Consider the following 23,008-nt stretch of genomic DNA (forward strand, 5'->3'; position numbering starts at 1 on the left):
TCGGCCGTGCCGGACCGGGCGACAGCCACGGCGTCCTCGGCGGGATCACCGAGGGGCGTTCCCACCCGTACCGGGATCGTCGACGCGATGACGAGTAGGGAGTATCGCCGTACGGGTCTCGGCTCCACGAGGGTCTCCGGGGCACGTGGCCGGGCACACCGCCGCGTACTCGGGGCGTCGGTGCATGTGCCTCAAGACGGCTGTCGCTGGCCCTCCGCGGGTGGATGCCCAACGGCCGGGCCGGCTTCGGTGCTCAACAGGTTCGTCTTCCGAGTTCGCCACCACGGCACCAACTGGACGAGGCCGAACATCACCTCGACGCCGAAGAACAGCCAAAGCAGCCGCATGGCACCGTGGGCCAGCGCGTACGCCTGCCACGCCGCGAACAGCGTGCGCGCGATGCCGTCGAGCAGTCCGTGCACCGGCAGCGGCCGGACGATGCGCAGGACGGCCCAGACCACCACGACCGAGCCCATCAGATTCGCGTACAGCGTCTGCACCGGGTCGAGTTCGGGCAGGGCTCCCAGCCCGAGCGCGTTGCCCGACGACGACAGCGCATCGTGCACCAGAGCGTACGTCCACGGCGTCGCGAAGCCCGCGGTGACGACGAGGTCGTACCAGGCGCTCGCCCGTACGGCGCGAAGATAGGCGGGGCGTTCGGGGGCGAGGGTGCGGATCACGATGAGGCTCCAACTGGTCTCGGGGCAGCGATGCCTCACGCTAAACAGTGGAGTACGGTCCAAGGTCAAGCCCGCCGTCCGATGGAGGGACATGCGTATCGGAGAGCTCGCCGCGCAGGCGGGCATGAGCAGGGACACCATTCGGTTCTACGAGAAGGTCGGCCTCGTCACGGGTCGGCGGCTGGCCAACGGTTATCGCGACTTCCCGGCCGAGGCGGTGCCCTGGTTGCAGTACGTCCGCACTGCGCAGACGCTGGGATTCTCGCTCGCGGAGATCGCGCGGCACGGCGAGGAGTTGCGGGAGGCGCCGGACTCCGCGGAGGCGCTGTCCGTGCTGTTCGAGCAGAAGATCCAGGTCATCGACGCCCGCATGGCCGAACTCGCCACCCTGCGGGCCGAACTGGCCACGCGCGTCGACACCGGGTGCCCGTTGCGGCCTATGGGCCGACCGAGCTGACCACAGGGCGCGCACGCGCAGGCATGACCTCGGGGGTAATCGACCCCGCCCCGGCGCTCCGGAACCATGAAGGACGTACCCACTCGTCCCGCCACCGGATTCCGGGAGGTTTCCCATGCCGTACTTCGAGAGCCCCGTCGATGGCACCCGCCTGCACTTCGTCGACTACGGTCCCGCCACCGGGCAGGTCATCGTGTTCGTCAACAGCGCCTACTTCGGCACGGAGATGTGGGAGTACCAGATGCTGCCGCTCGCCGCGGAGGGCTACCGGTGCGTCGGCTTCGACCGGCGTGGCCACGGCCGGTCCGACGACGTGTGGGGCGGGTTCGACCTCGACACTCTGGCCGACGACGTCGACGGGCTGCTGCGTCACCTCGACCTGTCCGGGGTGACACTGGTCGGGCACTCCATCGGGACCGCGGAAGTCGTACGTTGTCTGACCCGGCACGGCGTCGAGCGGGTGGCGAGGGTGGCACTCGTCGCGGGCATGGCGCCCGGCGCCGTCCGGTCCGCGGACCATCCGGAGGGCATCGACCCGGGCGTCGTCGAGGCCGGCAACGAGGTCTTCCGCCGCGACCGGGCCGCCTTCTTCGTGGACGGGGCCCGCTCGTTCTTCGCCCTCGACCTCCCCGGGAACGAACTCTCCCCGGCCTACGTGCAGTCCATGATCAACCGCTGTCACGGCGCCACCGCGCGCGGCGGGGCGGCGTTGGGAGACCTCGCGGCCATCCTGAACGTCGCCCCCGAACTGGTCAAGCTCGACCTGCCCGCACTGGTCGTCCACGGCACCCACGACACGTCGGCGCCGCTGGACCTGACCGGCCGCCGGGCGGCCGAACTGCTGCCCAACGGCACACTCAAGGTCTACGAGAACGCGGGCCACGGCCTCTTCGCCACGCACGCGGAGCAACTCCTCGCGGATCTGCGGGAGTTCACGGCCCGCGACTGACGCCCCGGGCGCGTCACGCGAACGCGTTCACCCCGGTCAGCTCCGCCGACAGCGTCCACAGCCGCGCGGCCTGCTCGGGGTCGATCGCGTAGTCGCGTACGCCGGTTCGCTCGCCGTCCGCCGGAGCGACCTCGGCGATGTCGCAGTCCTCGCAGTACACCCCGCCCAGGCCGGCCAACTGGGGTGAGGTCGCGGCCCACACCTGGGTCGCCGCACCTTCCTGGGGCGACTTGAAGCCGGACGGGTTCAGCGGGTTGCCGTTCTCGTCGATCCAGCCGCGCTCCACCATCTCCTCCTTGGCGAGGTGGCGCTGCAGCGGGGTGAGGATGCCGCCGGGGTGGAGGGCGAAGGCCCGGACGCCGGACTCCCGGCCGAGCCGGTCGAGGTGGACGGCGAACAGGACGTTCGCGGTCTTCGCCTGCCCGTACGCCTCCCACTTGTCGTAGCCGGTGCGCCAGTGCACGTCGTCCCAGCGGATCCCCGAGTTGTGGTGAGCGCCCGAGGAGACGGAGACGATCCGCGCGCCGCCCGGCTCGATCGCGGGCCACAGACGGTTCACGAGCGCGAAGTGGCCGAGGTGGTTGGTCGCGAACTGGGCCTCCCAGCCGGGACCGACGCGGGTCTCCGGGCAGGCCATGATCCCGGCGTTGTCGATGACGATGTCGATGGTGCGGCCGGAGGCGAGGAAGCGTTCGGCGAGGGCGCGGACGCTGTCGAGGTCGCCGAGGTCGAGCTCGTCCACCTCGACCCCCTCGATGCCCTCCACCGCCTCCCGGGCCGCGGCCGGGCGGCGCGCCGGAACGACGACGTGGGCGCCCGCCTTGGTGAGCGCGCGGGTGGTCTCCAGGCCGAGCCCCGAGTACCCGCCGGTGACGATCGCGAGCTTCCCGGTCAGGTCGACGCCCTGGAGGACGTCGTCGGCGGTGCTGTGGGCGCCGAACCCCGAGCCGATCTTGTGCTGTGCAGTGGTCATGTTCCGACGCTACGGATTGGAGAGCACTCGAAGTCAAGCGGAGGCCGCCGCCCACGGCGGGGGCAGCAGCGCGGGGCGGGGCGGCATCGCAGGCCGGGGCGGCAGTGCACGGCGGGGCGGCAGTGCACGGCGGGGACCGGGCAGGGCGCCAGACATGAAAAGACCCCGACCGGACGGGGGAATCTCGGTCGGGGTCGTCTGTGGTGGGCACCGATGGCGGTCACCTCTCGGCGAGAGGCTCCACAGGGCTTCAGCCGAACGATCGTCCCTGTGGGCAATAGATGAGGCCCGGGGACACCGGCCCATCCGCACCCACGGTTGGTTTAACGGGGAACTACCGATGGGTGTTCCCACGTGACCAGGGCGGGCGCGGTGATCCGCGTCACCCGGAGGGGGCAAGAGGGGCGGACGGTTCTCGGGTCGCCGTACGCCTCACGTCTCGGCTCGCCGTACGACTTCATGCGTCCGAGGGCTCGGGCGCGGGTTTGTTCTCGCTCCCCAGCGTACGCCCGTCAGGTGCTGGTGACACGGGTCGGCGCCGTCCGCGAGCGGGTCCAGGCCAGCAGCTCGTCCTCGCTCCAGGTGGTGATCACGCGCTCGGCGGGCACCCCGCACTCCTCGGCCCGCGCGCAGCCGTGGATCTGCCAGTCGAGCTGGCCGGGTGCGTGCGCGTCGGTGTCGATCGAGAAGAGCACGCCCGCGTCGAGCGCCCGGCGCAGAAGCGGGCGCGGTGGGTCGAGCCGTTCCGGGCGGCAATTGATCTCGACGGCGGTACCGGCCTCCGCGCAGGCGGCGAAGACCGCGTCCGCGTCGAACTCCGACTCGGGCCGCCGCCGCTCGGTGAGCAGCCGGCCCGTGCAGTGACCGAGCACGTCCGCGAGCGGATTGCGTACGGCGGTGACCATACGGCGGGTCATCGACCTGGCGTCCATGCGCAGCTTGGAGTGCACCGACACCACCACGACGTCCAGCGACTCCAGCAACTCCGGCTCCTGGTCGAGCGATCCGTCCTCGAGGATGTCGCACTCGATGCCGGTGAGCAGCCGGAAGGGGGCCCACCGGCGGTGGAGCTCCGCCACCACCGCCAACTGCTCGCGCAGCCGCTCGGGGGACAGGCCCCGCGCCACGGTCAGCCGTGGCGAGTGGTCCGTGAGCACCGCCCACTCGTGCCCGAGACGCGCGGCGGTCCGGCCCATCTTCTCGATCGGGCTGCCGCCGTCCGACCAGTCGGAGTGCAGATGGCAGTCGCCGCGCAGCAGCGCCCGCAGGCGTTCGCCGCCCTCGGCGAGGGGGCCCGCGGCCTGCTGTTCCAGCGTCTCGAGATAGCCGGGCGGCTGACCGGCCACCGCCTCGCGCACGACCTGCGCCGTCTTCGGCCCGATGCCCTTCAGCGACTCCAGGGTCCCGGCGGCGACACGCCTGTCGACCTCCCCGGCGGGCAGCGCGGCCAGCACGGCCTCCGCGGTGCGGAAGGCCCGTACGCGATAGGTGGGGGCCTGGGTGCGCTCCAGCAGGAACGCGATCCGGTCCAGGGCCTCGACGGGGTCCATCGGCATCACCTTCCGTGAGCTCCCCACCCCTTTCAACCCCTTCAAGCCTTGCCCAGCCGCCGTCGGCCCGCACGGCGGAGTGCCACTCACCTCGGCCCCCTCGCGGGAATCGATCTACGCTCTAGGCATGACCGAAATCTCGAGCCCCCACATCTCCTACCCGCGGGTCATGGTGCTCGGGGTGCAGCCGTGCGACCCGCCGTTTCGGATCGTGGAGATCGACGGGGAAATGGTCGGCGAGGCGAAGTCGATCACCGATGTCCTGACGTTCGCCGGCTCCCAAGGGATCCACATCCACGATCTCGACGATCCGGACGTGGTGCGCTGGGTGGGCGGCGACAAGTTCACCTGGGCGCCGCGCCAGGGCCGGTCCGGCGGATCGGGGCGCTAGGGCCTGTCCGGCGGATCACGGCGCCAGGGCTTGTCCGGCGGATCACGGCGCCAGGGCCTGTCCGGCGGATCAGGGCGTGGCGCCGGACAGCTGGATCGAGGAGGCGGGGAGCGCGCGGACCTCGGGACTCGCGCCGGTGTGAGCTGTCGCGGGAGGAATGACCCCGCACCCCAGGAAAGATCACGAAAGGGCGGGAACTCGGCATGGGCCGATTCCCCCGAGGGCACGGTTGATCTTGCCGGGTGATCGCGACCGCCCCGGCGCCCCCTCTTCCCTCCGGGAGTCGTCATGCCCCGTGGCTTCGCCGTGCCCGCCGCCGCCCTCCTCGCCTCGACCGTCCTGCTGGCCTCGACCGCCCTGCTCACCGCCGTACCGGCGAGCGCGGCGACGCCTGGCGCGTCGCGGGCCGGAGACGTGTGCTTCTGGACCGCCGCCGGACAGCACGGCTCGTCCTGGTGCTACACCCCACCGGGCTATACGGACGTCCCGGAGTTCCTGCACGACAAGGCCGCGTCCTTCAGGTCCAACGCCGACACCGCCGTGTACGCCATCGACTGGGGCCGCGGCACCTGCTACGCCCGGCTGATCCGGGCGCACGACCTGGCCGACAACTGGCCCTGGGGCGCCCGGCTCGACGGCGTCGCCGACACCATGATGGGCTGCGAGGTCGGCTGACCCGTGCGACTCCTTCGCGCGTTCGCCGCCGCCGCGCTCGCGGTGCTGGCGTTGACGGGGTGCTCCACGGCGACGGCGCAGCGGGCCGTGCCCCCGCTGCCCAGGACCGAGCGCGACCGCGACGACCTCATCGACGCCGCCCAGCAGGTACTCGTCGACCGCTGTCTGGCCCGGCAGGGACTGACCCTGCCCAACGCCTCGGCACCGCAGGACCACAGCGCTTCGGCCCCGCAGGACCGCCGACTGCAGAGCGCCCTCTTCGGCCACGGCCACCCCGAGCTCTCCGTCACCCTCGCCACCGGCTATACCGTCACCGCCCACACGGACGGCTGCCTCGCCGCCGCCGAGCGCGATCTCTACGGCGACCAGCGGCTCTGGTTCCGTACACGAGTCGTGGTGAACAACCTGCGGGCCGAGGCCCAGCAGCGCATGAAGCGCGACCCCGACTACCGCGCCGCGACCGCCCGCTGGACCCGCTGTGTCACCCCGGCGCACGAGGCCCGCCCCGACCGCCCCGACCCCGCCGTCTCCACGCGCTGCGCACGTGAGAGCGGCCTCACCCGGCTGCGGGCGCGGCTGGAACCGGCCCTGCTGGCCAGGGTCCGCGCCGAGCGGCACGGACAACTGACCACCTACCGGCAGTTGCGCACCCGCGCACTGCGCCGCGCGGCGGATCTGTACGCCGAGCGGACCGTCCAGGTAACCCTGAAGAAAGGCAGTGACCCTTCGTGATCACCCAGCGTCTCGCCTTCTCCGCAGCCGCGGCCCTGCTCGCCCTCACCGGCGGCCTCGCCCTGGCCACCCCCTCCGGCGCGGCCGACTGCCCCAGCGGCAACTTCTGCGTCTGGGAGAACGCCAACTTCGACGGTCAGCGCGCCAACTGGTCGGGGGACGACGGGTGGTGGGAGAGCTGGATCGCCGACACCGACTCCTCCTGGGCCAACCACGGCATCTCGGGCCCCGGCGTCAAGGACCACGTGAAGGTCTACGAGGACGCCTGGCAGGGCGGCGCCATGACCATCTGTCTCGGACCGGGGGAGGAGGTCGGCTACAACGCCGTGGCGAACGACCGCGGTGACTCGCACACCTGGTCCATGGGCTGCTGAGAGGCCGACCCCAGTCGATCGACCCCGGCCCGATCGACTCCGGCCGATCAACGCCGTCCGCCCGCGGTGGGTGCCGCGGACGGACGGTCATGCGGTGCGGCCCTTCATGCCTTCGGGGCCCCGCGCCGGTTGCGCAGGCCCTTCCGACGGCGCTTGGGATGCACCGCCCGGCCCATCCGCCGTCCCAGCAGCAGATAACCCACCAGCGCTCCGGACGTGTTGAGGATGACATCGTCGATGTCGAAGGCGCGTCCGGTGATCAGCGTGCCCTGGACCAACTCGACCAGCAGCATCACCACCGCGGTGAGCAGCAGAACGCGCAGGATCCCCCGGGCCTTCGGAATCAGCACGGGCACCAGCACGCCGAACGGCACACCGAGCACGACGTTCCCGCCGATCTGCTTCACGGCGTCGCGCAGCGCGGGCTGGTCGAGATAGGCCCGCAGAGAACTGCCGGGGTGCAGATTGGTGTGGATCAGCGCCTTCGACGCCGGTGACGGCTCCAGCGTCAGCCGGGCCAGCGCGACCGCGAACGCCACCATGGCCACGAAGGCCAGCAGCATTATGAGCAGCCGCACGGGCAGCGGGAGCGCCTTGCGCTCCTGCGCGGGTACCGATGGCCGTCGACCTGACTTCGCCGTACCGGTGGTGCGCAGGGTGCTCAAGAGTGACGCCGTACGGACCATTCGATTCTCCCGGTTTCAACGGTTCTCCAGGTAAGGGCGGTTACCCGCAAAGCCTCCTTCGATGCCGAGCCCCGCGCGACGGAAGGAGGGGGTCATGAAAGGGCGTCCCGTGGGCAGTCGGGGGCAGGGGCGCCCGGCGGGATCCCGGCGCTGTTCGTCGCCGTGCGTGAGGTGGGGCCCGGTGGGGCGACGGCCTTGCCCCACCGGATCCTTGCCGGAGTGCGGCCCGGCTCAGGCGCCGTAGCTCACGCTCACCTCCTTGAAGCCGAGGGAGCGCAGCAGGCCGTCGAGCATGCCGGTGGTGTTCTCCTCGGCCCGTTTGGTGAGTTCGCTGTCCTTCGCCGCGTCGCCGATGTGCTTGACCGCGAGTTTCTGCACGGCCTGTTCGCTGTCCGGGTTGTCGGAGAAGAAGTCGCCGAGCCGGTCGAGCAGCCCACGCTGTTTGGAGACGGCGTAGGAGCGGTTGGGGTCGAGTGCGGGCTTGCCGAGGAACGCGTGCGGCAGCCGCAGGGTGGCCGTGGTGCGGTCGGCGTCGACCGTCACGTCCTTCTTGGCGAGCGAACCGAGGTCGACGTACGCCTCGACCGTGCCGGCCCCCACGTACAGCGTGCGGGTGCCGCGGATCGCGTCGGGCAGGTACTTGGCATCCTTCTCCAGGTCCACCACCACCTGGAAGTTGCCCGAGGCGGCGTCGTAACGGCTCATGTCCTGGATCGACTTGAGGAGGGCTGGTCCGGAGCGGTCGTGCGTCTGGGTGCCGAACAGGTCGCGCAGCCCAGGCAGAACGGCCAGGCGCAGCCCGGCGAACAGCACCACGAGCACCAGCACGACGGCAGTGATCGCCTTGGCCCACGCGGGCATGCGCTTGGGCAGGCGCTTGATGGACGTCGTCATTCGACGGTCCTCCTTCCTGCTCACCGAATGCCCGCCAAATCGCCTCCTAGGCCGCCCTGTTGGCGGATTGACGTCGCTGACGGGGAGCGTGGGCGGGAGCGCGTCCACTGTGGTGGCACCGGCCACCACACTTCGCCGTACACCGAATGAGCGCCGCGTCCGCCCGGCGTACCGCATCCGCCGCACTACACACGGCGGTCCCCCGACGGGCAGGACCACCAGACCCCTTCCCCGTGCGTGAGCCCCGGCAGCCGCAGCTCGACCTCCCGCACATGCCGGGCCGGCAGCTCACCGGCGACGAGCCGAGCCGCGACCGGGGCGGGCGCATCGAACGGGAGCTCCACCTCGAAGGCGTGGTACGGCTCGTACACCCGCGCCCCCGCCCTCTCCAGCGCGCGTCGCGGCACGACCGGGGTGAGGCCGCGGAAGTCGGCGGCCGTGCTGAGCGGCGCGGCGAATCCGGAACGGACGAGCGTCACCCGGTAGTCCGTGACCGGCCGGCCGCGCCGACCGGTGAGCAGGGTCGCGTGGACCGTCTCCTCGATCGCCTGGTGGAAGGCCCGGGGCAGGGCGCCGAGCTCGGCCTCGTACGTGAAGACGCCGCCGGAGCCGTGCGGCCGAGCGCAGCGGTTCCGCCTGGTCGGGGTGCCGGGCCCGGACGAGGGTGGTGAAGGCCCGGTGGCTACGAGGGGCAGAGGGCGGCGGTCATCAGGGCGAGGGCCGCAGGGCTGGCGTCGGCGTCGGTGCCCCAGTCGGTCCAGTCCACCGTGACTTGGCGGGTGCCGTCGAGTGTGTGGAAGGAGATGGTGCGGTAGCCGGGAGTGCCGCCGCCGTGGCCCACGATGGTGCCGCAGGGAAGCGTGGCCATCTCCAGGCCGAGGCCCCAGCCGTCGCCGCTGGTGTCGGCGGTCATCTCGTGCAGCTCGGCCGGGCGCAGGAGGCCGCCGCTGAGCAGGGTGCGGAAGAAGTGGTCGAGGTCGGCGGTGGTGGAGATGATCTCGCCGGCAGCGCCGGCGATGGACATGTTGACGGTGGTGTAGTCGACCGGGACAAGTGTCCCGTCCTCTTTCTCCACTGGTTCGTAGCCGTGGGAGTGGGGCCCGGTGAGGAAGGGAGAGGAGCCCGGCAGGCGGGTGTCCCGGAGTGCGAGGGGCCGGATGATGCGCTGGTCGATTTCGGTGCGGTAGGAGCGGCCGGTGACCTTTTCGATGATCATCCCGAGCACGATGTAGTCCGTATTCGAGTAGTGGTGATCGGTGCCCGGCGGGAACAGCAGAGGGCGGTTGCGGTCGCCGTCCTTGACGGCCCGTCGGACCAGCTCGGCGGGTGTCCAGGTGCGGAAGCGGTCGTGGGGGGCGTCGCCGTCGAGTAGTCCGTCGGTGTATTCGGGCAGGCCGCTGGCGTGCTGGAGCAGTTCCCGGACCGTGATCTTGTCGCCTCCGGGGGCAGGGACGAGGCCGGGAAGCCACCGCTCGGCGGTGTCGGACAGGCGCAGCCGCCCCTCGCCCACCAGTTGGAGCACGACAGTGGCGGTGAACGTCTTGGTGACGCTTCCGGCGCGGAAGCGGCCATCGACAGGGGCGGCCTGCCGGCCGTTGAGCCTGGACTTGCCGCTGCTGCCGCGCCATACGGCGCCACCCTGCCGGACCTCGGCGACCGCGCCGACCGCTCCGGTTGCCGTCACCCGGTCCAGCGCCGCCTGTAACGCGGTCGCGTCCGGGCCCACGGCGGGCGGTGCGGCGACCGCACCGCCCGCCGTGGGAACCAGCGCGCACACCGTCAGCAGCGCCAACGCCCCGAATCGTGAGCCCCTCATCGTTCTCCCGCCCTCGCTGTTCCCCGTGGTCCCCGTCGTACTGGCGTGGACGATGGTGCCCGTCCACGCCAGTACGACGGATCCCCCCGGGGAAGGAGGGGGATTCCCGGAACAAACGGCCGCCCGCCCCGACGCCGGGATCAGGGGTTCACCTAGGGTCTGTCGTTTGGATCAGCTGGTCGTCGGTCCGGGTGTGCCGTTGACTGATGTGCAGTGGGCGCGGATTGAGCCGTTGCTCCCGGACCGGACGCCGAAGCGGGGTGGCCGCCGGCGGGACCATCGTGAGGTGATCGACGCGATCGCCTTCAAGTTTCAGACGGGTACCCAGTGGCTTCATGTGCCGAGAAGGAAGTATGGCAACTCGCGAGGTGTCTGCAACCGGCCGCGGATGTGGGCCGTCGATGGCACCTGGGAGCGGGAGTTCACTGCCCTGGTGGCCCAGGCCGACGCGAACGAGGACCGGCGAGCCGGACGACCATGCCGTCGGCCGGTCCCGCGGCGGACCGACCACGAAGATCCACCTTGCCGCCGACAACCGCTGGTGTTCCATCTCACCGACGGACAGGCAGGCGACTGGCCCGCCTTCATGGAATTGATGGCACGCCTGCGCGTTCCCCGCCGCCGTGGACGGCCTCGCACCGGACATGGTCCTGGCCGACAAGGCGTATTCCTCCCGCGCGATTCGCAGCCACTTGCGCAAGCGCGATCCGGACGGTGATCCCTGTCCCGGCCGACCGGCGACGTCACCGACTGCGGCGAGGAAGCCGGGGCGGCAGACCCACCGGCCTTCGACCGCGAGACCCGCAAGCAGCCCAACACCGTTGAGCGGTGCGTCAACCGCCTGAAGCGATGGCGCGGCATCGCCACCCGTTACGAGAAGACCGCGACCATCTACCTGGCCGGACTCCACGTCGCGGGCATCTTTCTCTGGCCCGCTCGGTGATCTGAACGAAACCGCTTAGTAGCTGTCGTAGCTGGGCTTGCCGTTCGGCCGGTAGACGCCGACGATGGTGCCGCCCTTCGTCGTCGAGACGCTGACGGGCTCCAGGGCGGTGGGGATCGCTCCGTCGGCGAAGAGCCGCTTGCCGGTGCCGATGATCACCGGATGGATGGTCAGCCGGTACTCGTCGACGAGGTCGTGCCGCATGAGGGTCTGGGCGAGGTCGCCGCTGCCGACGACGTTGATGTTGCCGCCGTCGGAGGCCTTCAGCTTGCGTACGGCATCGACGATGCCGCCCTCCAGCAGCGTGGAGTTCTGCCACTCGACGGACGTCAGGGTCCGGGACGCCACGTACTTGTGCATGCTGTTCATCCGATGGGTGAACGGGTTGTCGGGATCGGCGGTCGGCCAGTACGACGCGAAGATCTCGTACGTCTTGCGGCCGAGCAGCATCGCGTCGGAGTGCTCGTACCAGCCGGCGATGGCCGTGCCGACCTCGTCGTCGGCCACCGGTTTCTGCCAGCCGCCGTGCTCGAAGCCGCTCTCAGCGTCCTCGTCCGGACCGCCCGGCGCCTGCATGACGCCGTCCAGCGTGAGGAACGTGCAAACGATGATCTTGCGCATGGTGCGCTCCCTTCGTCGACGGGTAGACGGCACAACCGCCGGAAACTCATCGGCGGAAATTCCGCGGCGCAGCACTAGGGGCCGTCGGGAACGATCCCCGTCATCCTTGCCCGCATACCCCTGCGTCGGCTCTCCCCGTGTCCAGGGGCGGGGCTCCGTGCCCCACAGCGGTTCGGGAACGAGTTCAAAGGGGAGCCGTTGGTCGTCGAGCCCGTCGCCGAGCTCCACCAGCGCGCTCCTTGGCGCGGATCAGAAGGCTGTGTGGGCGAACCAGCAGTCGAGTGCCGTGACCTCGCCTGAGATGTCGAAGACGGTCTCCTGGTACGACCGCCGCCCGTAGAGCAGCATGAGGAGGTCGGCCGCCTGCCCCCGTACTGCCGTCTGCGCCTTGGATGGCGCGGCGCCGGCTCCGGCCCGCGTCAGCAGTCGGAAACCGTCCGGATCGAGCCGCACCCGCCACTCCTCGCCGGTTTCGTCGGCGGAGTCCGCGCACTGGAAGGCGATGGTCTCGCCGTTGCCCCGCAGCTTCGCCACGGCCGGGGCGAAGAGGCCCGCGTAGGGCAGGTTGACGAGGAACTCGTCAACCCCGTCCGCCGCCAGCGCGGGGTCGATGTCCGACTTCCGTCCGACGGCACGCTCCGCGTCCACCCGGTGCACCAGCGTTTCGAACAGCATCCGGCGGGCCCAGAACCGCGCGTGTTGGTCCTCACCCCACGCCCACATCGCCGCCTGGGGATCCGTGGCCCGCAGCACGGCGGCCACTTGGGGTACGCCCGCTGCCACCCAGTCGGCATAATCCTGGGCACGTTCCGGCAGCCCCAGCTCCACGTCGCGACTGTGTGGAGGCGCCTGCACCAGTTGGGTCAGCAGCGTGCAGAACCAGCGCTGCAGCGCTCCCACGTGCCGGGTGAGCTCGGCCAGCGTCCAGTTGGGGCAGGAGGGCACGGCGGTCGCGGGGTCCGCACCTTTGACCACCTCGGCAAACTGCAGGGTCTCCCGCTCTATCGCCTGCCGGTAGGTGTCGTAGGGCAGAGGATGCCCCGTCTGGCTCGTCGTCTCCATCTACTGCCGTCCTTCTGTCCGCAGCACGGATCTTGTCGTGATCAGTCTGGAGGCTGGAGTCCACTCCAAGGCAAATCCGAGGGGGTCGCGTCCCGCAGAGGACACTGACACGAAAAATCGAGTCAGTGTGCTGGTCAGGTCGATCGCGTCGGCCATCGCCTGGAGTCCGGCGTCGTTGAAGTGCGGGTGGTCGCCGGAGTCGAAGGCCTGCCGGATCCGGTCGGGAACGTCGGAGTCACGGACGGTGGCGTCGAAGTCCGCCATCGCGTCGAAGATGCCGTCGTACCGGGTCACGTCGTTGACGGGCTGCTGTACGGCCTCGCGGGCCGCGGTCCAGCCGCCGTTGCCGCCGTACCGAGTGATCGTGCCGCCGACGACGCGGATGCCGCGGGCGTGGGCGCGCGTCACGATCTCGCGGAACGCGGCCGCGAAGGCGGCGGGATCGGTCTGGTTGGGGCCGCCCTTGACGGCAGTGGCCGTGCGGCGTCCAGTACCACCTCGCCAGGTCGGCAGGCAATCCGCCGCCTCGCGCTGAAGCGCGAGGCGGCGGGTCCGCACGGATACTGGAAGAGAGGCTGTGCGGGGCAGATGGGAAGTGTGGTGATGCGGGCACCCGTGGATGATGTGGCCGGTGGTGCTGCCTGGGATGCGGGTGGCTGGCTGGGGGAGCTACGGGTCGCGGTCGTGGCCACGAACGCCGATGGGACGATCGTGCGCTGGGACCACGGGGCGCAGGCTCTGCTCGGGTATCCGTCGCGGGAGGTCGTGGGTCGGCCCATCGCCGACCTGCTGCACCCCGGCGCCGACCGCAGCCTCGGCCGGTCCTTGTGGGACAGCGCGACCGCCGGCCATGGGGTCATGGCCACGGTGACCGCCTGGCACCGCGACGGACATCCACTTGAGCTGGAGATCTGGGCGGCGCCCGTCCCGGCCCGCCACCGCGGCGGCACCACCGTGCTGGTTTTCGCTGCCGACGCTCACACCGCCCGTGGCATCCGCGGTTCCTCCGCGGTGTGGGAGGGGTTGTTCGTCCGCTCTCCCGTCGGCATTGCCGTCTTCGACACCCAGCTGCGGTTCCTGCGCGTGAACCAGGCTCTCCAGGCCATGAACGGCTTGGAGGAGAATGCCCACATCGGACGCAGCGTAGTGGAGGTGTTGCCCGCGGTGAACGCGGCCGAGATGGAATCCGCGATGCGGCAGGTCATGGTCACCGGGAAGCCGGTCCTTGATTTTCGCCGCACGGGCCGCACCCACTCCGATCCCGGCCATGAGCGCGTCTGGTCGTGCTCCTATGTCAGGCTGGAGGACCCCGACGGCCGACCGATCGGGCTGACCGCCTTCCTGATCGACATCACCGCCCAACAACAGGACCAGCTGGAAGCGGAAGCAGGCAGGCGCCGCCTGGCCCTGGTGAATGAGGCGAGCGTCAAGATCGGGACCAGTCTGGACCTGGAACGCACCGCGCAGGAGCTCGCGGACATCGCCGTGCGCGACCTGGCGGACGCTGTCACCGTCGACGTCCTGGAAACCCTCACCACCGGTGGAGACCTCGGCCCGGGCCTGGTCGGCGGCACCGCTCTGCGCCGCCTCGGGAAAGCTCCCCCGGCCGGCTCCCGTATCGCGGACATCCTCGCCCCGCTCGGGCGAACCCTGATCTTCCCTGCCGGAGCGCCCTACACACAGGTCCTCGCCGACCGCGAGACCTTCATGATTGCCCACCTGGACAAGAAGGCCATCGCCCCAGCGGCCCGCTATTCACCGGCGCCCGCACAACTTCTCGAGCAGGGCGTGCACTCGTTCATGATGGTGCCGCTGATCGCCCGCGGCGTCGTGCTCGGTCTCGGCACCCTGTACCGGAGCCGGCCCGTCGGCCCGTTCACGGACGACGACGTGAGCCTCGCCGGCGAACTCGCGGCCCGCGCCGCCATCTGCGTGGACAACGCCCGTCTCTACCGCCGTGAACACGGCACCGCCCTCGTGCTCCAAAGAAGTCTGCTTCCCCAGCACATTCCCCAGCTCCCGGGGATGGAGGTCGCCCACCGCTACCTGCCCGCCAGCGACGTCAACGAAGTCGGCGGCGACTGGTATGACGTAATCCGACTCGACGGCGGAAAGGTCGCGCTCGCCATCGGCGACGTCATGGGACACGGCGCCGCGGCCGCAGCCGTCATGGGACGGCTCTCCGCCAGCGTCCGCGTACTGGCGCGGCTCGACCTCGCACCCGAGAACCTGCTGCACCAGCTGGAAGCCGCACTGGAAGACCTCACCGAGCCGATGCTGGCCACCTTCCTCTACACCGTCATCGACCCCGCGAACGGCCGGTGCCACATCACCCGCGCCGGGCACCCCCCGCCCGTCGTCGTCTCACCCGACGGCACCGCCCGCCTCCTCGACGTGCCGCCCGGTGTCCCACTCGGCGTCGGTGGCACCCCCTTCACCACCACCGATGTCACCCTCCAGCCCGGCAGCATCCTCGTCCTGTACACCGACGGGCTCGTCGAGGCCCGCGGCAGCGACATTGACGAACGACTCTCCGAACTCATCCACCTCCTCGAACAACCCGCCCCGACCCTGGACGAGCTGTGCGACCGCCTGCTCATCCACCTGACGCCCGCCTCCGTCGACGACGACATCGCACTCCTCGCCGCCCGCCTCAACCCCAGCACCGGTTGAACCCCAGCCGCGCAGAAGAGCGATCCGACCGGGCGGGCACGGCTGCGCGAGGCAGCTTCGGAGCTGTTCGCCGAGCGCGCCTTCGCGGCGCCTCGACGCGGTCGATGGCAGCCGCGGCCGGCCTCTCACCGGCGCCAGTGACACGGCACTTCGGCTCCACGCAGGGCCTGCGTGCGGCGGTCGACGAGTACGTGCTGGACCGCATCGGCGAGCAGCTCCGCGACCTGGACTCCGTGCAACCCGGCAGGGGCCCGATGGTCCAGCGGCAACGGCCCAAGGATCAGGCAGCGCATCTGGAAGCTACTACGATCTGCCGGGCTGCGGCGGTTGCCGGGTTTGCGGCGAGTGCGGTGACGTGGGATCAGCCCTTGTCGTCCTTGCTGTGTCCGTTCTTCCCCTTCTGGGTGCGCTGTTGCCTGCCCGAGCTGTCGTCGGCGCTGTTGCCGGGCTCCTCACCACCGGTCGGGGGAGTGCTCAGGGTCGAGGACGCGCCCGGGGCGGGGCTCGTGGTGCGAGGCGGGTCCGTCGGTGGTGTCTCCGCCGAGCTGTGGTCGGGGGAGAACCACGTCATGCCGACCAGCAGCGCCGCGAGGAAGACCACCAGCGCGGCGACGGTGCTCACCGTCCTCGACCGGTGTACGACGAAGGCGCGAACTCCCGAGCGCTGCCGACGCGGCGTCCGGTGGGCTCCAGCGGTGCTGCCAACGGCGGACGGGAAGGCGTACGTGGTCGCGGAGCCGGGGGCCGCTCCGGCCGTGTTCGTTCCGGGCCCTGCGAACGCCCCCGAGGCGGTCGAACGCGGCACCTCCGGCGCGGTGAGCGGCGCGGCTGCCGGGAGGGGCTCGGGGCGCCCCCTCCAGGCACCCGCGGCGAACCATTCGGCCGTCTGACGTGCCGTGGGGCGGTCTTCGGGCCGCTTGGCGAGGAGACCGAGCAGGTAGTTCTCGAAGGCGGGCGGCAGACCGACGCCGAGCTCCCGCGGTGGTACGGGGGCCGTGTCGAGGTGGTGGTGGAGGATCGCGACGGCGCTGTCGGCGTGGAACGGCGGTCTTCCGGTGAGGAGTTGGTAGAGCAGGCAGCCGAGCGAGTAGACGTCGGACGCCGGTCCGGCCGGCTTGCCGAGGGCGCGCTCGGGAGCGAGGTACAGGCTGGTCCCGACGATCTGACCGGTCGCGGTGAGCGCGGCACCCGGGTCGTCCACGAAGCGCGCTATGCCGAAGTCACCGATCTTCACGGACCCGTCGGCGTCGAGGAGAAGGTTGCCGGGCTTGATGTCCCGATGCACGATGCCCTGTTCGTGTGCGACGGCGAGCCCCGCGGCCGCCTGGGCGGCGATGAGGGCCACCTTCTCGGCCGACAGCGATCCTGCCTGGGAGAGCACGCGGGCGAGACTGTCGCCCTCGACCAGCTCCATCACCAGGAACAGACGGCCCTCCTGCTCGCCGAAGTCGAGGACACCGACCACATGGGGGTGGCTGAGCCGGCCCGCGGTCTGGGCCTCCAGACGGAAGCGAGAGGAGGCGGTGGGGTCGGAGTTCTGGGCGAGCAGGAGCTTGACTGCCACTGCTCTGCCGAGTGTCTCGTCGTACGCCCGCCAGACCTCTCCCATCGCGCCCCGTCCGATGGTGGTTTGCAGCCGGTACCGGCCCGCTATCAGCACCTGTTACTTCATCCTCACGCAGTGAGACGACTCGACCGCTGCAGGCCATGTCCCTGCGAGGGGACGGATGATGGTGGGGGTGCCGCAGCAGCCCCAGCCTACTGGCAGGCCGACCGCGACATGATCTTCTTCGGGGTGTTCGTCCGTGCCACCGGGCTTCCGATCCGTCGTGCACTGTGCAGTACCGCCCGATCGAGACACCTTTGACCGGGGAGAACTTCACCCGACCCTCATGTACGGACCCCAGGGGGTCGAGGAGACTGTCGCCTGTACTGCGGTCAACTCCAAGACCGGCATCGGCTCGACGTGCTAGAAGGAATCCAGTGGTGGCAACGCTTCCAGAGATCACAGCCCTGTTGGGCGAACCCCGGTTCAACTGGTCGGATCCGGCTCCGTGGATCGAGCTGGAGCAGGAACTCGGTATCGAATTTCCTGCGGACTTCCGTGAGATCGTGGACGCCTACGGTTCGATCGAGATCAACAGGCAGTTGTATCTGAAGCACCCCGCCGGCCATCTTCTGCACAGCCTGGGAGAAGACATCAGGGGGGATCTCGAGCTCTGGCGCGAGGAGGACATGGCGGAGTTCCTGCCGAGTCCGGTAGGGGGGAACCCCGGGGATCTGATGCCGGTGGCGTCGGCCACGACGGGCGAGGCGGTTTTCCTTTGCATCCCCGACAACCCCTCATCGCCCTGGCGCGTCGTGGTCCAGGAGTTCGACAGTCCGGCCTGGACTCTCTACGAGATGACGTTCAGTGAGTGGTTGCTGGCTTATCTCAAGGGTAGGGACGTGGTGTTGTGTTCTCGCAACTTCGCGCCTGACGGTCCGTTCTTCGAATTCCTGCCCTGAAAATGACCGCTGCGGTATCTCCTGTCCGAAGAACGGGTGGACCCTCGCGGAGGATGCCGGGCATGCGGGTTCGGACCGCATCCACCGCCGGCCGAACCGGATCGAGTGGGATGCCGGTGACGCCTGCGTCACCGGCCGGCTCTCGCCGGGCCGACATCGGAGCGGCTGAAGGTCGACAAGGCGAAGCCCCGGGCGGTCCGCCGACGATCGCGGGGAGGCTCCGGGGCTGTGCGGTTGTCACCGGGCGCTATGCCGTCAATGGGCTGCACGCGGTTGGCAGGTCGACGGGGCCGGTTGCCCCTGCAGTCGGTCGCGCAGCCAGGCCGCCACGTCCTTGTAGGAGGCGCTCAGTACGCTCTCGTGGTTGGCGTCGGCGTAGATGCGGTAGTTCACGACGTCGCCGAGGTCGCAGAGTTCCTTGTTGAGCGCGGTCGTGACCTCGACCGGAACCGTCTGGTCCCGTTCGCCCTGCAGAAGCAGGATCGGCCCGGCGGAGCGGCCCTTGGCCGGTTCGAGGCTGTCGATGAACCGGCGCAGCGTCGCGTTGCGGGCCCAGTGGGGATTCCCCACGCGCTGCAACTGCACGTTGTTCAGGTAGATGTCGAGTTCGTCGGCGCAGAGCTTCTTCGCCAGAGGGATCTGCGCGGCGAGTTGCGGTGCCAGGACGTTCGTGTACCGGATGCGCGGTGAGTACAGGTGCGCTCCCACCGCGATGTACGAACCCAGCACGGCCAGCCCCACGTTGACCGGCGGCCGGGCGGCGCCCATCTCGTCCATGACCGCTGCGAAGTGGCTCGGCGGCGCGAGTGCCACGGTGCCCAGGAAGCGCAGTCCCGGTGCCCACCGGGCCGCGTCCTCGCCGACCCTCAAGACCGGCGTCCCTCCCTGCGAGTGGCCCACGGCGAACCACTGCCGCCCGAGCTGCGTCGACGCCTGTCGCGCTGCCAGCACGGCGTCGATCACGGACCGGCTCTCGAGATCCGTCTGGGGGAAGTTCTCCACCGTGTCAGGGAAGCCCAGCCCCGGGTAGTCCGCGCCGACGACCGCGTAGCCGTCCTGCACGAGGTGCTCGATCATGTCCGTCTCGGCGTACTGGTCGGAGGAGGGGTACAGGTTCGCGTGCCGGGAAGGGGCGCAGACCGGCCCCACACCCGTCGCGCCGTGGCCCCAGGAGATCACCGGCCAACCTCCGCGGGGAGCAGCACCGCGGGGGACGAGGAGGAAGCCCGTGACAGCGATGGGCTCCCCGTGCAGTCCGACCGAGCGGTACATGATCCGCATCGCACGGGAGCTGACGCTCTGCAGGCGGGTGGACACCGTCATCGGCTCGGACGCCAAAAGATGTCCCGGTGACGACCTCTCCAGCGTCTTGCGGCTCGGATACTGGTAGAAGTCCCCTTGCGGCGAGGCCCCCGCGGGCGCGGCGACGGATCCTGCCGCGTTCACCGCCCCCGTGAGGAAGGCCAGCACAGTCAGCGGGCAGAGCAGGGCGCGAGCCGGCCCGCCCCTTAGCAGAGGCATCACTGTTCGACACCTTTCGATCGATCTTGGTCGGCAGGTCGGCCGTACTGATTCCACCCCGGTCCTGCCGCGACGCCGATCGCCACGCTTGTCACTCTCATGGACCGGCACCGGCATCCCGGTTCCGGGCGAGGTGGGCGCGGCCCCACACTCATCGAGCACCTCCCCACTGGTCACGCCGGCGCCGAAGGCGGACTTGGTGTTCGCCCGGCAATCAGCGCAGACACCGTTGCAGTACCAGGTCACGTCGCCGGGTGAACAGACAGCCACTCGCTCTTCGGCTCGGCTCCTTCGCAGATGTCGAGCAGATCGGCCACACCCGGCCGGCCGAACACGCCACGAGCCTGGGCGCTGGAGTGTTGTAGAGGTTGACGGCGCTGGAGGTCCGCGGCGGGGAAGTTCTGCAGCGCCTCGTTGGTGAAGATCAGCTGCGCGACGTGCTGCCGCTCGGACGAATCGATCTTCCCGCCGACAGCAGCGACGAGCGCGCAGATCGCCATGCTCGCATCGCGGATGGTGTGCGATGTCGGTCGCCAAGGCGAAGAAGAAGCCGCCGGAGGTGCGTGCGGTGATCCAGATCAGCATCGTGAGCGACAGCGCGGACGGCGATTTCGACGCCACCGAGCGGGCCGTGGACCGGGGCGTCTGCTTCGGGCTGGGGCTGCCGCCGCACGAGTTCGACCTGTGATCGGGTCTTGCCGAGGCGAGTGCTCGCGAGCTTTCGCTGCCCGGCCGGACCCGGCCGGTGGCCCTTTGGGTTGCGCGAAGGGGCCACCAGTCGGGTTGCGAGATGGCGCGTCCCGCGGGGAATTGTCTGCGCACTGAGCCCCGTTCAGCCGGACGATTCCTACGTGCCGCTCTGCACCAGCAGGATGATCCGGTCCGGATCGTAGACCGCCCATCGTGGGGCTGAGGCGCCCGACAGTCGCACTTGGCACGTGGTGACGCCGTCAGGGCTGGTCCACCAGCCGACGATGGTGCCTGGCCACGGCCATCCGGCCCGGTCGTGCACGCCTACGGACTGGTAGGCGGTCCGGACCTGGTTCTCGGGCGGCGTTGGGCAGCCCTTCGCCAGTTCTTCGAGTACGCGCTCCGCGGTGGTCGTGTCGCCCACGGTCCCGGCCCTCACCCTTGACTCCGTCATGGTTCTATTATTGCGCAACTGTTGACGTGTTCCGCCCCGGAGCGCGCGTATGAGCGCGAGGATCCGGACACAGAGACGTAAGGCGGGCGAGGCCCGACCGTGGAAGCGGATGGTCTGGGCGGTGGCGAGAACCGGTACCGCTTCCCCGGCGTCGTACGGCATGTGTGACGGCGGCCTGACCTGTGGGGGGACCACGTGAGCGGCGAGATCTACTTCAGCAACAACTACCGTGACTTGTCCGAGCGCAACGGCACCGGGGCGGGTTTCCAGTTCGAGTTCTCGTGCTCGCGCTGCTATGACACCTGGCGTTCGCCATTCGAGCCGTACACCGGCGAGCGGGCGGCCACCTGGCTCGGCAAGGGCGTCGACATGGCCTGGGGGCTGCTGGGCCGTACCGGCAGCGGGCTCACGTCCGCGGCCGACGGTCTCGCGGGCGCGGGTTGGGGAAGGGCCCGCGACCACGCCTTCGAGCGAGCGATCGGCGATGCGCGGGGGCACTTCAACCGGTGCGCACGCTGCACCGACTACGTGTGTGGCCGCTGCTGGAACGCCGCTCAGGGTCTGTGTCTGCGCTGCGCCCCGGACACCGCGGCCGAGGCCATGGCGGCGCAGCAGCGCGGACTCAACGACATGGCCTCGCAACGGGCGTACGCCGCGGGGCAGCAGGCCGGTCAGGGCTATGACCCCACGACGCCCCGGCAGTTGGTCTGCCCGCACTGCCGTACCGAGACCCATGGCGCCGGCTTCTGCTCCGGGTGTGGCTATCAGCTGGCTCAGTCGGTTCAGTGCGCTGCGTGTTCCGCTGTGGTGCCGGACGGGGCGGCCTTCTGTCCGGGGTGTGGCACGCGTAGGTAGAGGCGTGGCCCGCTTTGCCCAGGGCTCCCGCTGTCAGGCCACATCGTCGTAGCCGTTGGCTCGGCAGGGGTCGGTGTTCGACGGTTAGGGCAGAGAGCGGCTGGCCGTGACGGCTTCCGCCCCGCCGGTGTCCTCCGCGTGAGGTCCGAGCCGCACTGCTCGTAACTATTGGCTATCCGTGGGAGAGGTTGGAGCAAAGGTCGTCGACGGCGGAGCGGGCGTTGGCGGCCAACGAGGCGGGCGCGCGTGAGACGGACATGGCGGACGCGGCGTAGCTCTGCCCCAGGACCACGTTGATGCCCGGTCTGGTGACTTGCCGGAGCTGGGCGCCAGGGAAAAGCTGGGAGACCTTCTGAGCTTGGGACTTGAGGGTCGCGTCGTACTGGACGAACGTGGCGGCGTGGTTCTGGTTGCCGGTGTTGCCGGTCCTGGCGACCGTGAAGTCGTGGCGGGACAGAGTCCGGGCCGCCCGGGAGGCCAGTCCACTCTGTCTGGTGCCGTCGTAGACCGCCACGGTGATCCCACCACCTGAGGTGATCTCGCCAGCGCTCGGTGACGGGGAAACGGCAACCGTCCGTCAGCCGGCACGGCGGAATCGTGACCAGCGTGTCACGTGGGATCGACACCGCGACGGCGTGCTGGTGGTCGCCCGTTCGCGTCGAACGTGTCGATGGTGCCGGTCAGCGTCAGCCAGAGGCGGCCCATCCCGGCCGTGAGCAGCACGAGCAGTGGTGCGCCAGTGGCCACGAGCATCCGGATCCGCCTGCGCTGCCGTGTTCGCCGTCGAGCACCCACGCATCTTGGGCGCGGCGAGTCCTGCTTCGTCCGCGGTACGGCGAGCACCACGTTCGCGGTCAGCGGCAGGGCGGCGGCCGCCGCTTCGGTGCGGGCGGGCTCATCGGCGCCGGTGCGGCCGGGCTGGTCGGCGGCGCGCTGCTCAACGAGGCGTTCGACGACGAGCCCGAAGTGGTCGTCAACAATGACTACGAGGATGAGCCGCAGACGCCCGACGGCGCGCGGTCGTCCCCGTTGAGGACCGCCGGGTGTCCCGGCGCGGCCGGATGCCGACGCGTCGGCGCCTACACTGGGTGCTCAGATGTGCGTTGGGTGTGACGCAGGTGTGGGCGGGAGAGGACCGTGGCGAAGTTCGGCGGTGGCGTTCAGGACCCCTCGACCGAGGTGCTGGGGGCGGCGGCCGCCGCCTTCGGACTGCTCGCTTCGACGGCTCGGCTGCACATCATGTGGGCCCTTTCCGAGGGCGAGTGCGACGTCACTCACCTGGCCAACCGGGTGGGCGGCGCCCTGCCCGCCGTCAGCCAGCACCTGTCGAAGCTGAAACTCGCCGGCCTCGTGCGTGCTCGCCGTGAAGGCCGGCGGCAGATCTATTACGTCGACGACCCGCACGTGGTGACCGTCGTCCGGGTGATGGTCGGGCAGTTGGCCGCGCGAGCCCAAGAGGCGTCGGCGCGTCGGCTGCACGGGACCGGTGCCTAGGATCACCTCG

26 protein-coding genes and 3 pseudogenes are annotated in these 23,008 nt (G+C 70.2%); 13 read left to right on the plus strand and 16 right to left on the minus strand.

Annotated features, from left to right (window positions below):
* Positions 1-191: 191 nt before the first annotated feature.
* Positions 192-680 carry a hypothetical protein gene (locus FNV62_RS46165; protein WP_143652384.1) on the minus strand — a complete coding sequence of 163 codons (489 nt, stop codon included), beginning with the start codon at positions 678-680 and terminating at the stop codon, positions 192-194.
* Between the two features lie 91 nt (positions 681-771).
* Between FNV62_RS46165 and FNV62_RS46170 the strand changes: the two genes are divergently transcribed.
* Together FNV62_RS46170 and FNV62_RS46175 are read left to right on the plus strand one after the other, a co-directional pair.
* Positions 772-1,137, plus strand: a complete 366-nt coding sequence (locus FNV62_RS46170; RefSeq protein ID WP_143629542.1) for a MerR family transcriptional regulator — start codon at positions 772-774, stop codon at positions 1,135-1,137.
* Between the two features lie 115 nt (positions 1,138-1,252).
* Complete coding sequence (locus FNV62_RS46175; protein WP_143629544.1) at positions 1,253-2,086, plus strand: alpha/beta fold hydrolase; 834 nt, start codon at positions 1,253-1,255, stop codon at positions 2,084-2,086.
* 13 nt (positions 2,087-2,099) lie between these two features.
* Here FNV62_RS46175 and FNV62_RS46180 read toward each other — a convergent pair whose 3' ends face one another.
* Together FNV62_RS46180 and FNV62_RS46185 are read right to left on the minus strand one after the other, a co-directional pair.
* Positions 2,100-3,059, minus strand: a complete 960-nt coding sequence (locus FNV62_RS46180; protein ID WP_143629546.1) for an SDR family NAD(P)-dependent oxidoreductase — start codon at positions 3,057-3,059, stop codon at positions 2,100-2,102.
* A gap of 512 nt (positions 3,060-3,571) precedes the next feature.
* Entirely contained in the window at positions 3,572-4,609 is a 1,038-nt protein-coding gene (locus FNV62_RS46185) for a PHP domain-containing protein (RefSeq protein WP_143629548.1), read from the minus strand.
* A 127-nt stretch (positions 4,610-4,736) separates the two neighbouring features.
* Here FNV62_RS46185 and FNV62_RS46190 point away from each other — a divergent pair, with 127 nt between their 5' ends.
* The 4 genes from FNV62_RS46190 (at position 4,737) to FNV62_RS46205 (ending at position 6,781) form a co-directional block, all read left to right on the plus strand.
* Entirely contained in the window at positions 4,737-5,000 is a 264-nt protein-coding gene (locus FNV62_RS46190) for a hypothetical protein (protein WP_054233491.1), read from the plus strand.
* A 288-nt stretch (positions 5,001-5,288) separates the two neighbouring features.
* Entirely contained in the window at positions 5,289-5,675 is a 387-nt protein-coding gene (locus FNV62_RS46195; protein WP_097287780.1) for a hypothetical protein, read from the plus strand.
* Positions 5,676-5,678: 3 nt separating this feature from the next.
* Positions 5,679-6,407, plus strand: coding sequence for a hypothetical protein (locus tag FNV62_RS46200; protein ID WP_143604127.1), 729 nt, complete (start codon positions 5,679-5,681; stop codon positions 6,405-6,407).
* Entirely contained in the window at positions 6,404-6,781 is a 378-nt protein-coding gene (locus FNV62_RS46205) for a peptidase inhibitor family I36 protein (RefSeq protein WP_054233494.1), read from the plus strand. Before FNV62_RS46200 ends, FNV62_RS46205 begins: the two co-directional genes overlap by 4 nt.
* A 104-nt stretch (positions 6,782-6,885) precedes the next feature.
* Here FNV62_RS46205 and FNV62_RS46210 read toward each other — a convergent pair whose 3' ends face one another.
* The 4 genes and pseudogenes from FNV62_RS46210 to FNV62_RS56265 all read right to left on the minus strand — a co-directional run bounded on the left by FNV62_RS46210 (position 6,886) and on the right by FNV62_RS56265 (position 10,177).
* Positions 6,886-7,467, minus strand: coding sequence for a VanZ family protein (locus tag FNV62_RS46210; RefSeq protein WP_097287783.1), 582 nt, complete (start codon positions 7,465-7,467; stop codon positions 6,886-6,888).
* 231 nt (positions 7,468-7,698) lie between these two features.
* Positions 7,699-8,361, minus strand: a complete 663-nt coding sequence (locus FNV62_RS46215) for a DUF4230 domain-containing protein (protein ID WP_097287784.1) — start codon at positions 8,359-8,361, stop codon at positions 7,699-7,701.
* Between the two features lie 185 nt (positions 8,362-8,546).
* Positions 8,547-8,978, minus strand: a pseudogene (locus tag FNV62_RS56260) (GTP-binding protein); the annotation flags it as partial.
* A gap of 65 nt (positions 8,979-9,043) precedes the next feature.
* Entirely contained in the window at positions 9,044-10,177 is a 1,134-nt protein-coding gene (locus FNV62_RS56265; protein WP_143629552.1) for a serine hydrolase domain-containing protein, read from the minus strand.
* A 175-nt stretch (positions 10,178-10,352) separates the two neighbouring features.
* Here FNV62_RS56265 and FNV62_RS46230 point away from each other — a divergent pair.
* Positions 10,353-11,120: pseudogene (locus FNV62_RS46230) on the plus strand (IS5 family transposase).
* Positions 11,121-11,135: 15 nt separating this feature from the next.
* On the opposite strand, the gene FNV62_RS46235 reads toward FNV62_RS46230, so the two are convergent.
* The 3 genes from FNV62_RS46235 to FNV62_RS54830 form a co-directional block, all read right to left on the minus strand.
* Positions 11,136-11,741 carry a dihydrofolate reductase family protein gene (locus tag FNV62_RS46235; RefSeq protein WP_164331857.1) on the minus strand — a complete coding sequence of 202 codons (606 nt, stop codon included), beginning with the start codon at positions 11,739-11,741 and terminating at the stop codon, positions 11,136-11,138.
* 249 nt (positions 11,742-11,990) lie between these two features.
* The gene (locus tag FNV62_RS46240) at positions 11,991-12,803 is read right to left on the minus strand and encodes a maleylpyruvate isomerase family mycothiol-dependent enzyme (RefSeq protein WP_143629554.1); all 813 of its coding nucleotides are present in this window, start codon (positions 12,801-12,803) and stop codon (positions 11,991-11,993) included.
* A complete protein-coding gene (locus tag FNV62_RS54830; protein WP_179858391.1) occupies positions 12,804-13,361 on the minus strand; it encodes a hypothetical protein in 558 nt (185 codons plus the stop codon).
* 45 nt (positions 13,362-13,406) lie between these two features.
* On the opposite strand from FNV62_RS54830, the gene FNV62_RS46250 reads away from it, so the two are divergent.
* On the plus strand, positions 13,407-15,476 hold the full coding sequence (locus tag FNV62_RS46250; protein ID WP_225900623.1) for a SpoIIE family protein phosphatase: 2,070 nt from the start codon (positions 13,407-13,409) through the stop codon (positions 15,474-15,476).
* A gap of 125 nt (positions 15,477-15,601) precedes the next feature.
* On the opposite strand, the gene FNV62_RS46255 is transcribed toward FNV62_RS46250, so the two are convergent.
* Positions 15,602-15,745, minus strand: a complete 144-nt coding sequence (locus FNV62_RS46255; protein WP_164657675.1) for a hypothetical protein — start codon at positions 15,743-15,745, stop codon at positions 15,602-15,604.
* Between the two features lie 92 nt (positions 15,746-15,837).
* Positions 15,838-17,136 (minus strand): serine/threonine-protein kinase, encoded by a 1,299-nt coding sequence (locus FNV62_RS46260; protein ID WP_143629556.1) that lies wholly within the window; start codon positions 17,134-17,136, stop codon positions 15,838-15,840.
* A 326-nt stretch (positions 17,137-17,462) separates the two neighbouring features.
* Here FNV62_RS46260 and FNV62_RS46265 point away from each other — a divergent pair, with 326 nt between their 5' ends.
* Positions 17,463-17,984 (plus strand): SMI1/KNR4 family protein, encoded by a 522-nt coding sequence (locus tag FNV62_RS46265; RefSeq protein WP_225900624.1) that lies wholly within the window; start codon positions 17,463-17,465, stop codon positions 17,982-17,984.
* A 255-nt stretch (positions 17,985-18,239) separates the two neighbouring features.
* On the opposite strand, the gene FNV62_RS46270 is transcribed toward FNV62_RS46265, so the two are convergent.
* A complete protein-coding gene (locus FNV62_RS46270) occupies positions 18,240-19,505 on the minus strand; it encodes an alpha/beta hydrolase family protein (RefSeq protein ID WP_164331858.1) in 1,266 nt (421 codons plus the stop codon).
* A gap of 371 nt (positions 19,506-19,876) precedes the next feature.
* Positions 19,877-20,029: pseudogene (locus FNV62_RS56270) on the minus strand (TerB family tellurite resistance protein); the annotation flags it as partial.
* Between FNV62_RS56270 and FNV62_RS46280 the strand changes: the two are divergent.
* Positions 20,029-20,193, plus strand: a complete 165-nt coding sequence (locus FNV62_RS46280) for a TerB family tellurite resistance protein (RefSeq protein ID WP_143629562.1) — start codon at positions 20,029-20,031, stop codon at positions 20,191-20,193. The pseudogene FNV62_RS56270 and the gene FNV62_RS46280 sit on opposite strands and share 1 nt — an antisense overlap.
* A gap of 159 nt (positions 20,194-20,352) precedes the next feature.
* Here the strand turns inward: FNV62_RS46280 and FNV62_RS46285 are convergent, their stop codons facing one another.
* Positions 20,353-20,649: a hypothetical protein gene (locus FNV62_RS46285; protein ID WP_143629564.1), complete on the minus strand. Its 297-nt coding sequence runs from the start codon at positions 20,647-20,649 to the stop codon at positions 20,353-20,355.
* Between the two features lie 195 nt (positions 20,650-20,844).
* Here FNV62_RS46285 and FNV62_RS46290 point away from each other — a divergent pair, with 195 nt between their 5' ends.
* Entirely contained in the window at positions 20,845-21,504 is a 660-nt protein-coding gene (locus FNV62_RS46290) for a zinc ribbon domain-containing protein (protein WP_143610301.1), read from the plus strand.
* A gap of 172 nt (positions 21,505-21,676) precedes the next feature.
* On the opposite strand, the gene FNV62_RS46295 is transcribed toward FNV62_RS46290, so the two are convergent.
* Positions 21,677-22,018 carry a LytR C-terminal domain-containing protein gene (locus FNV62_RS46295; RefSeq protein WP_164331859.1) on the minus strand — a complete coding sequence of 114 codons (342 nt, stop codon included), beginning with the start codon at positions 22,016-22,018 and terminating at the stop codon, positions 21,677-21,679.
* 83 nt (positions 22,019-22,101) lie between these two features.
* Between FNV62_RS46295 and FNV62_RS56275 the strand changes: the two genes are divergently transcribed.
* Positions 22,102-22,617, plus strand: a complete 516-nt coding sequence (locus tag FNV62_RS56275) for a hypothetical protein (RefSeq protein ID WP_225900625.1) — start codon at positions 22,102-22,104, stop codon at positions 22,615-22,617.
* A gap of 24 nt (positions 22,618-22,641) precedes the next feature.
* Entirely contained in the window at positions 22,642-22,998 is a 357-nt protein-coding gene (locus FNV62_RS46305) for an ArsR/SmtB family transcription factor (protein WP_143604139.1), read from the plus strand.
* Positions 22,999-23,008: the final 10 nt, after the last annotated feature.

Source organism: Streptomyces sp. RLB3-17, from assembly GCF_007113425.2.
GTDB classification, from domain to species: domain Bacteria; phylum Actinomycetota; class Actinomycetes; order Streptomycetales; family Streptomycetaceae; genus Streptomyces; species Streptomyces mirabilis_D.

Coding starts and splice junctions, on each gene's coding strand:
- FNV62_RS46250 (WP_225900623.1), top strand. CDS start 13,407: ATGCGGGCACCCGTGGATGATGTGGCCGGTGGTGCTGCCTGGGATGCG.
- FNV62_RS56265 (WP_143629552.1), bottom strand. CDS start 10,177: ATGAGGGGCTCACGATTCGGGGCGTTGGCGCTGCTGACGGTGTGCGCG.
- FNV62_RS46190 (WP_054233491.1), top strand. CDS start 4,737: ATGACCGAAATCTCGAGCCCCCACATCTCCTACCCGCGGGTCATGGTG.
- FNV62_RS46185 (WP_143629548.1), bottom strand. CDS start 4,609: ATGGACCCCGTCGAGGCCCTGGACCGGATCGCGTTCCTGCTGGAGCGC.
- FNV62_RS46175 (WP_143629544.1), top strand. CDS start 1,253: ATGCCGTACTTCGAGAGCCCCGTCGATGGCACCCGCCTGCACTTCGTC.
- FNV62_RS46210 (WP_097287783.1), bottom strand. CDS start 7,467: ATGGTCCGTACGGCGTCACTCTTGAGCACCCTGCGCACCACCGGTACG.
- FNV62_RS46235 (WP_164331857.1), bottom strand. CDS start 11,741: ATGCGCAAGATCATCGTTTGCACGTTCCTCACGCTGGACGGCGTCATG.
- FNV62_RS46215 (WP_097287784.1), bottom strand. CDS start 8,361: ATGACGACGTCCATCAAGCGCCTGCCCAAGCGCATGCCCGCGTGGGCC.
- FNV62_RS46280 (WP_143629562.1), top strand. CDS start 20,029: ATGTCGGTCGCCAAGGCGAAGAAGAAGCCGCCGGAGGTGCGTGCGGTG.
- FNV62_RS46240 (WP_143629554.1), bottom strand. CDS start 12,803: ATGGAGACGACGAGCCAGACGGGGCATCCTCTGCCCTACGACACCTAC.
- FNV62_RS46170 (WP_143629542.1), top strand. CDS start 772: ATGCGTATCGGAGAGCTCGCCGCGCAGGCGGGCATGAGCAGGGACACC.
- FNV62_RS46270 (WP_164331858.1), bottom strand. CDS start 19,505: ATGCCTCTGCTAAGGGGCGGGCCGGCTCGCGCCCTGCTCTGCCCGCTG.
- FNV62_RS46285 (WP_143629564.1), bottom strand. CDS start 20,649: ATGACGGAGTCAAGGGTGAGGGCCGGGACCGTGGGCGACACGACCACC.
- FNV62_RS46180 (WP_143629546.1), bottom strand. CDS start 3,059: ATGACCACTGCACAGCACAAGATCGGCTCGGGGTTCGGCGCCCACAGC.
- FNV62_RS46195 (WP_097287780.1), top strand. CDS start 5,289: ATGCCCCGTGGCTTCGCCGTGCCCGCCGCCGCCCTCCTCGCCTCGACC.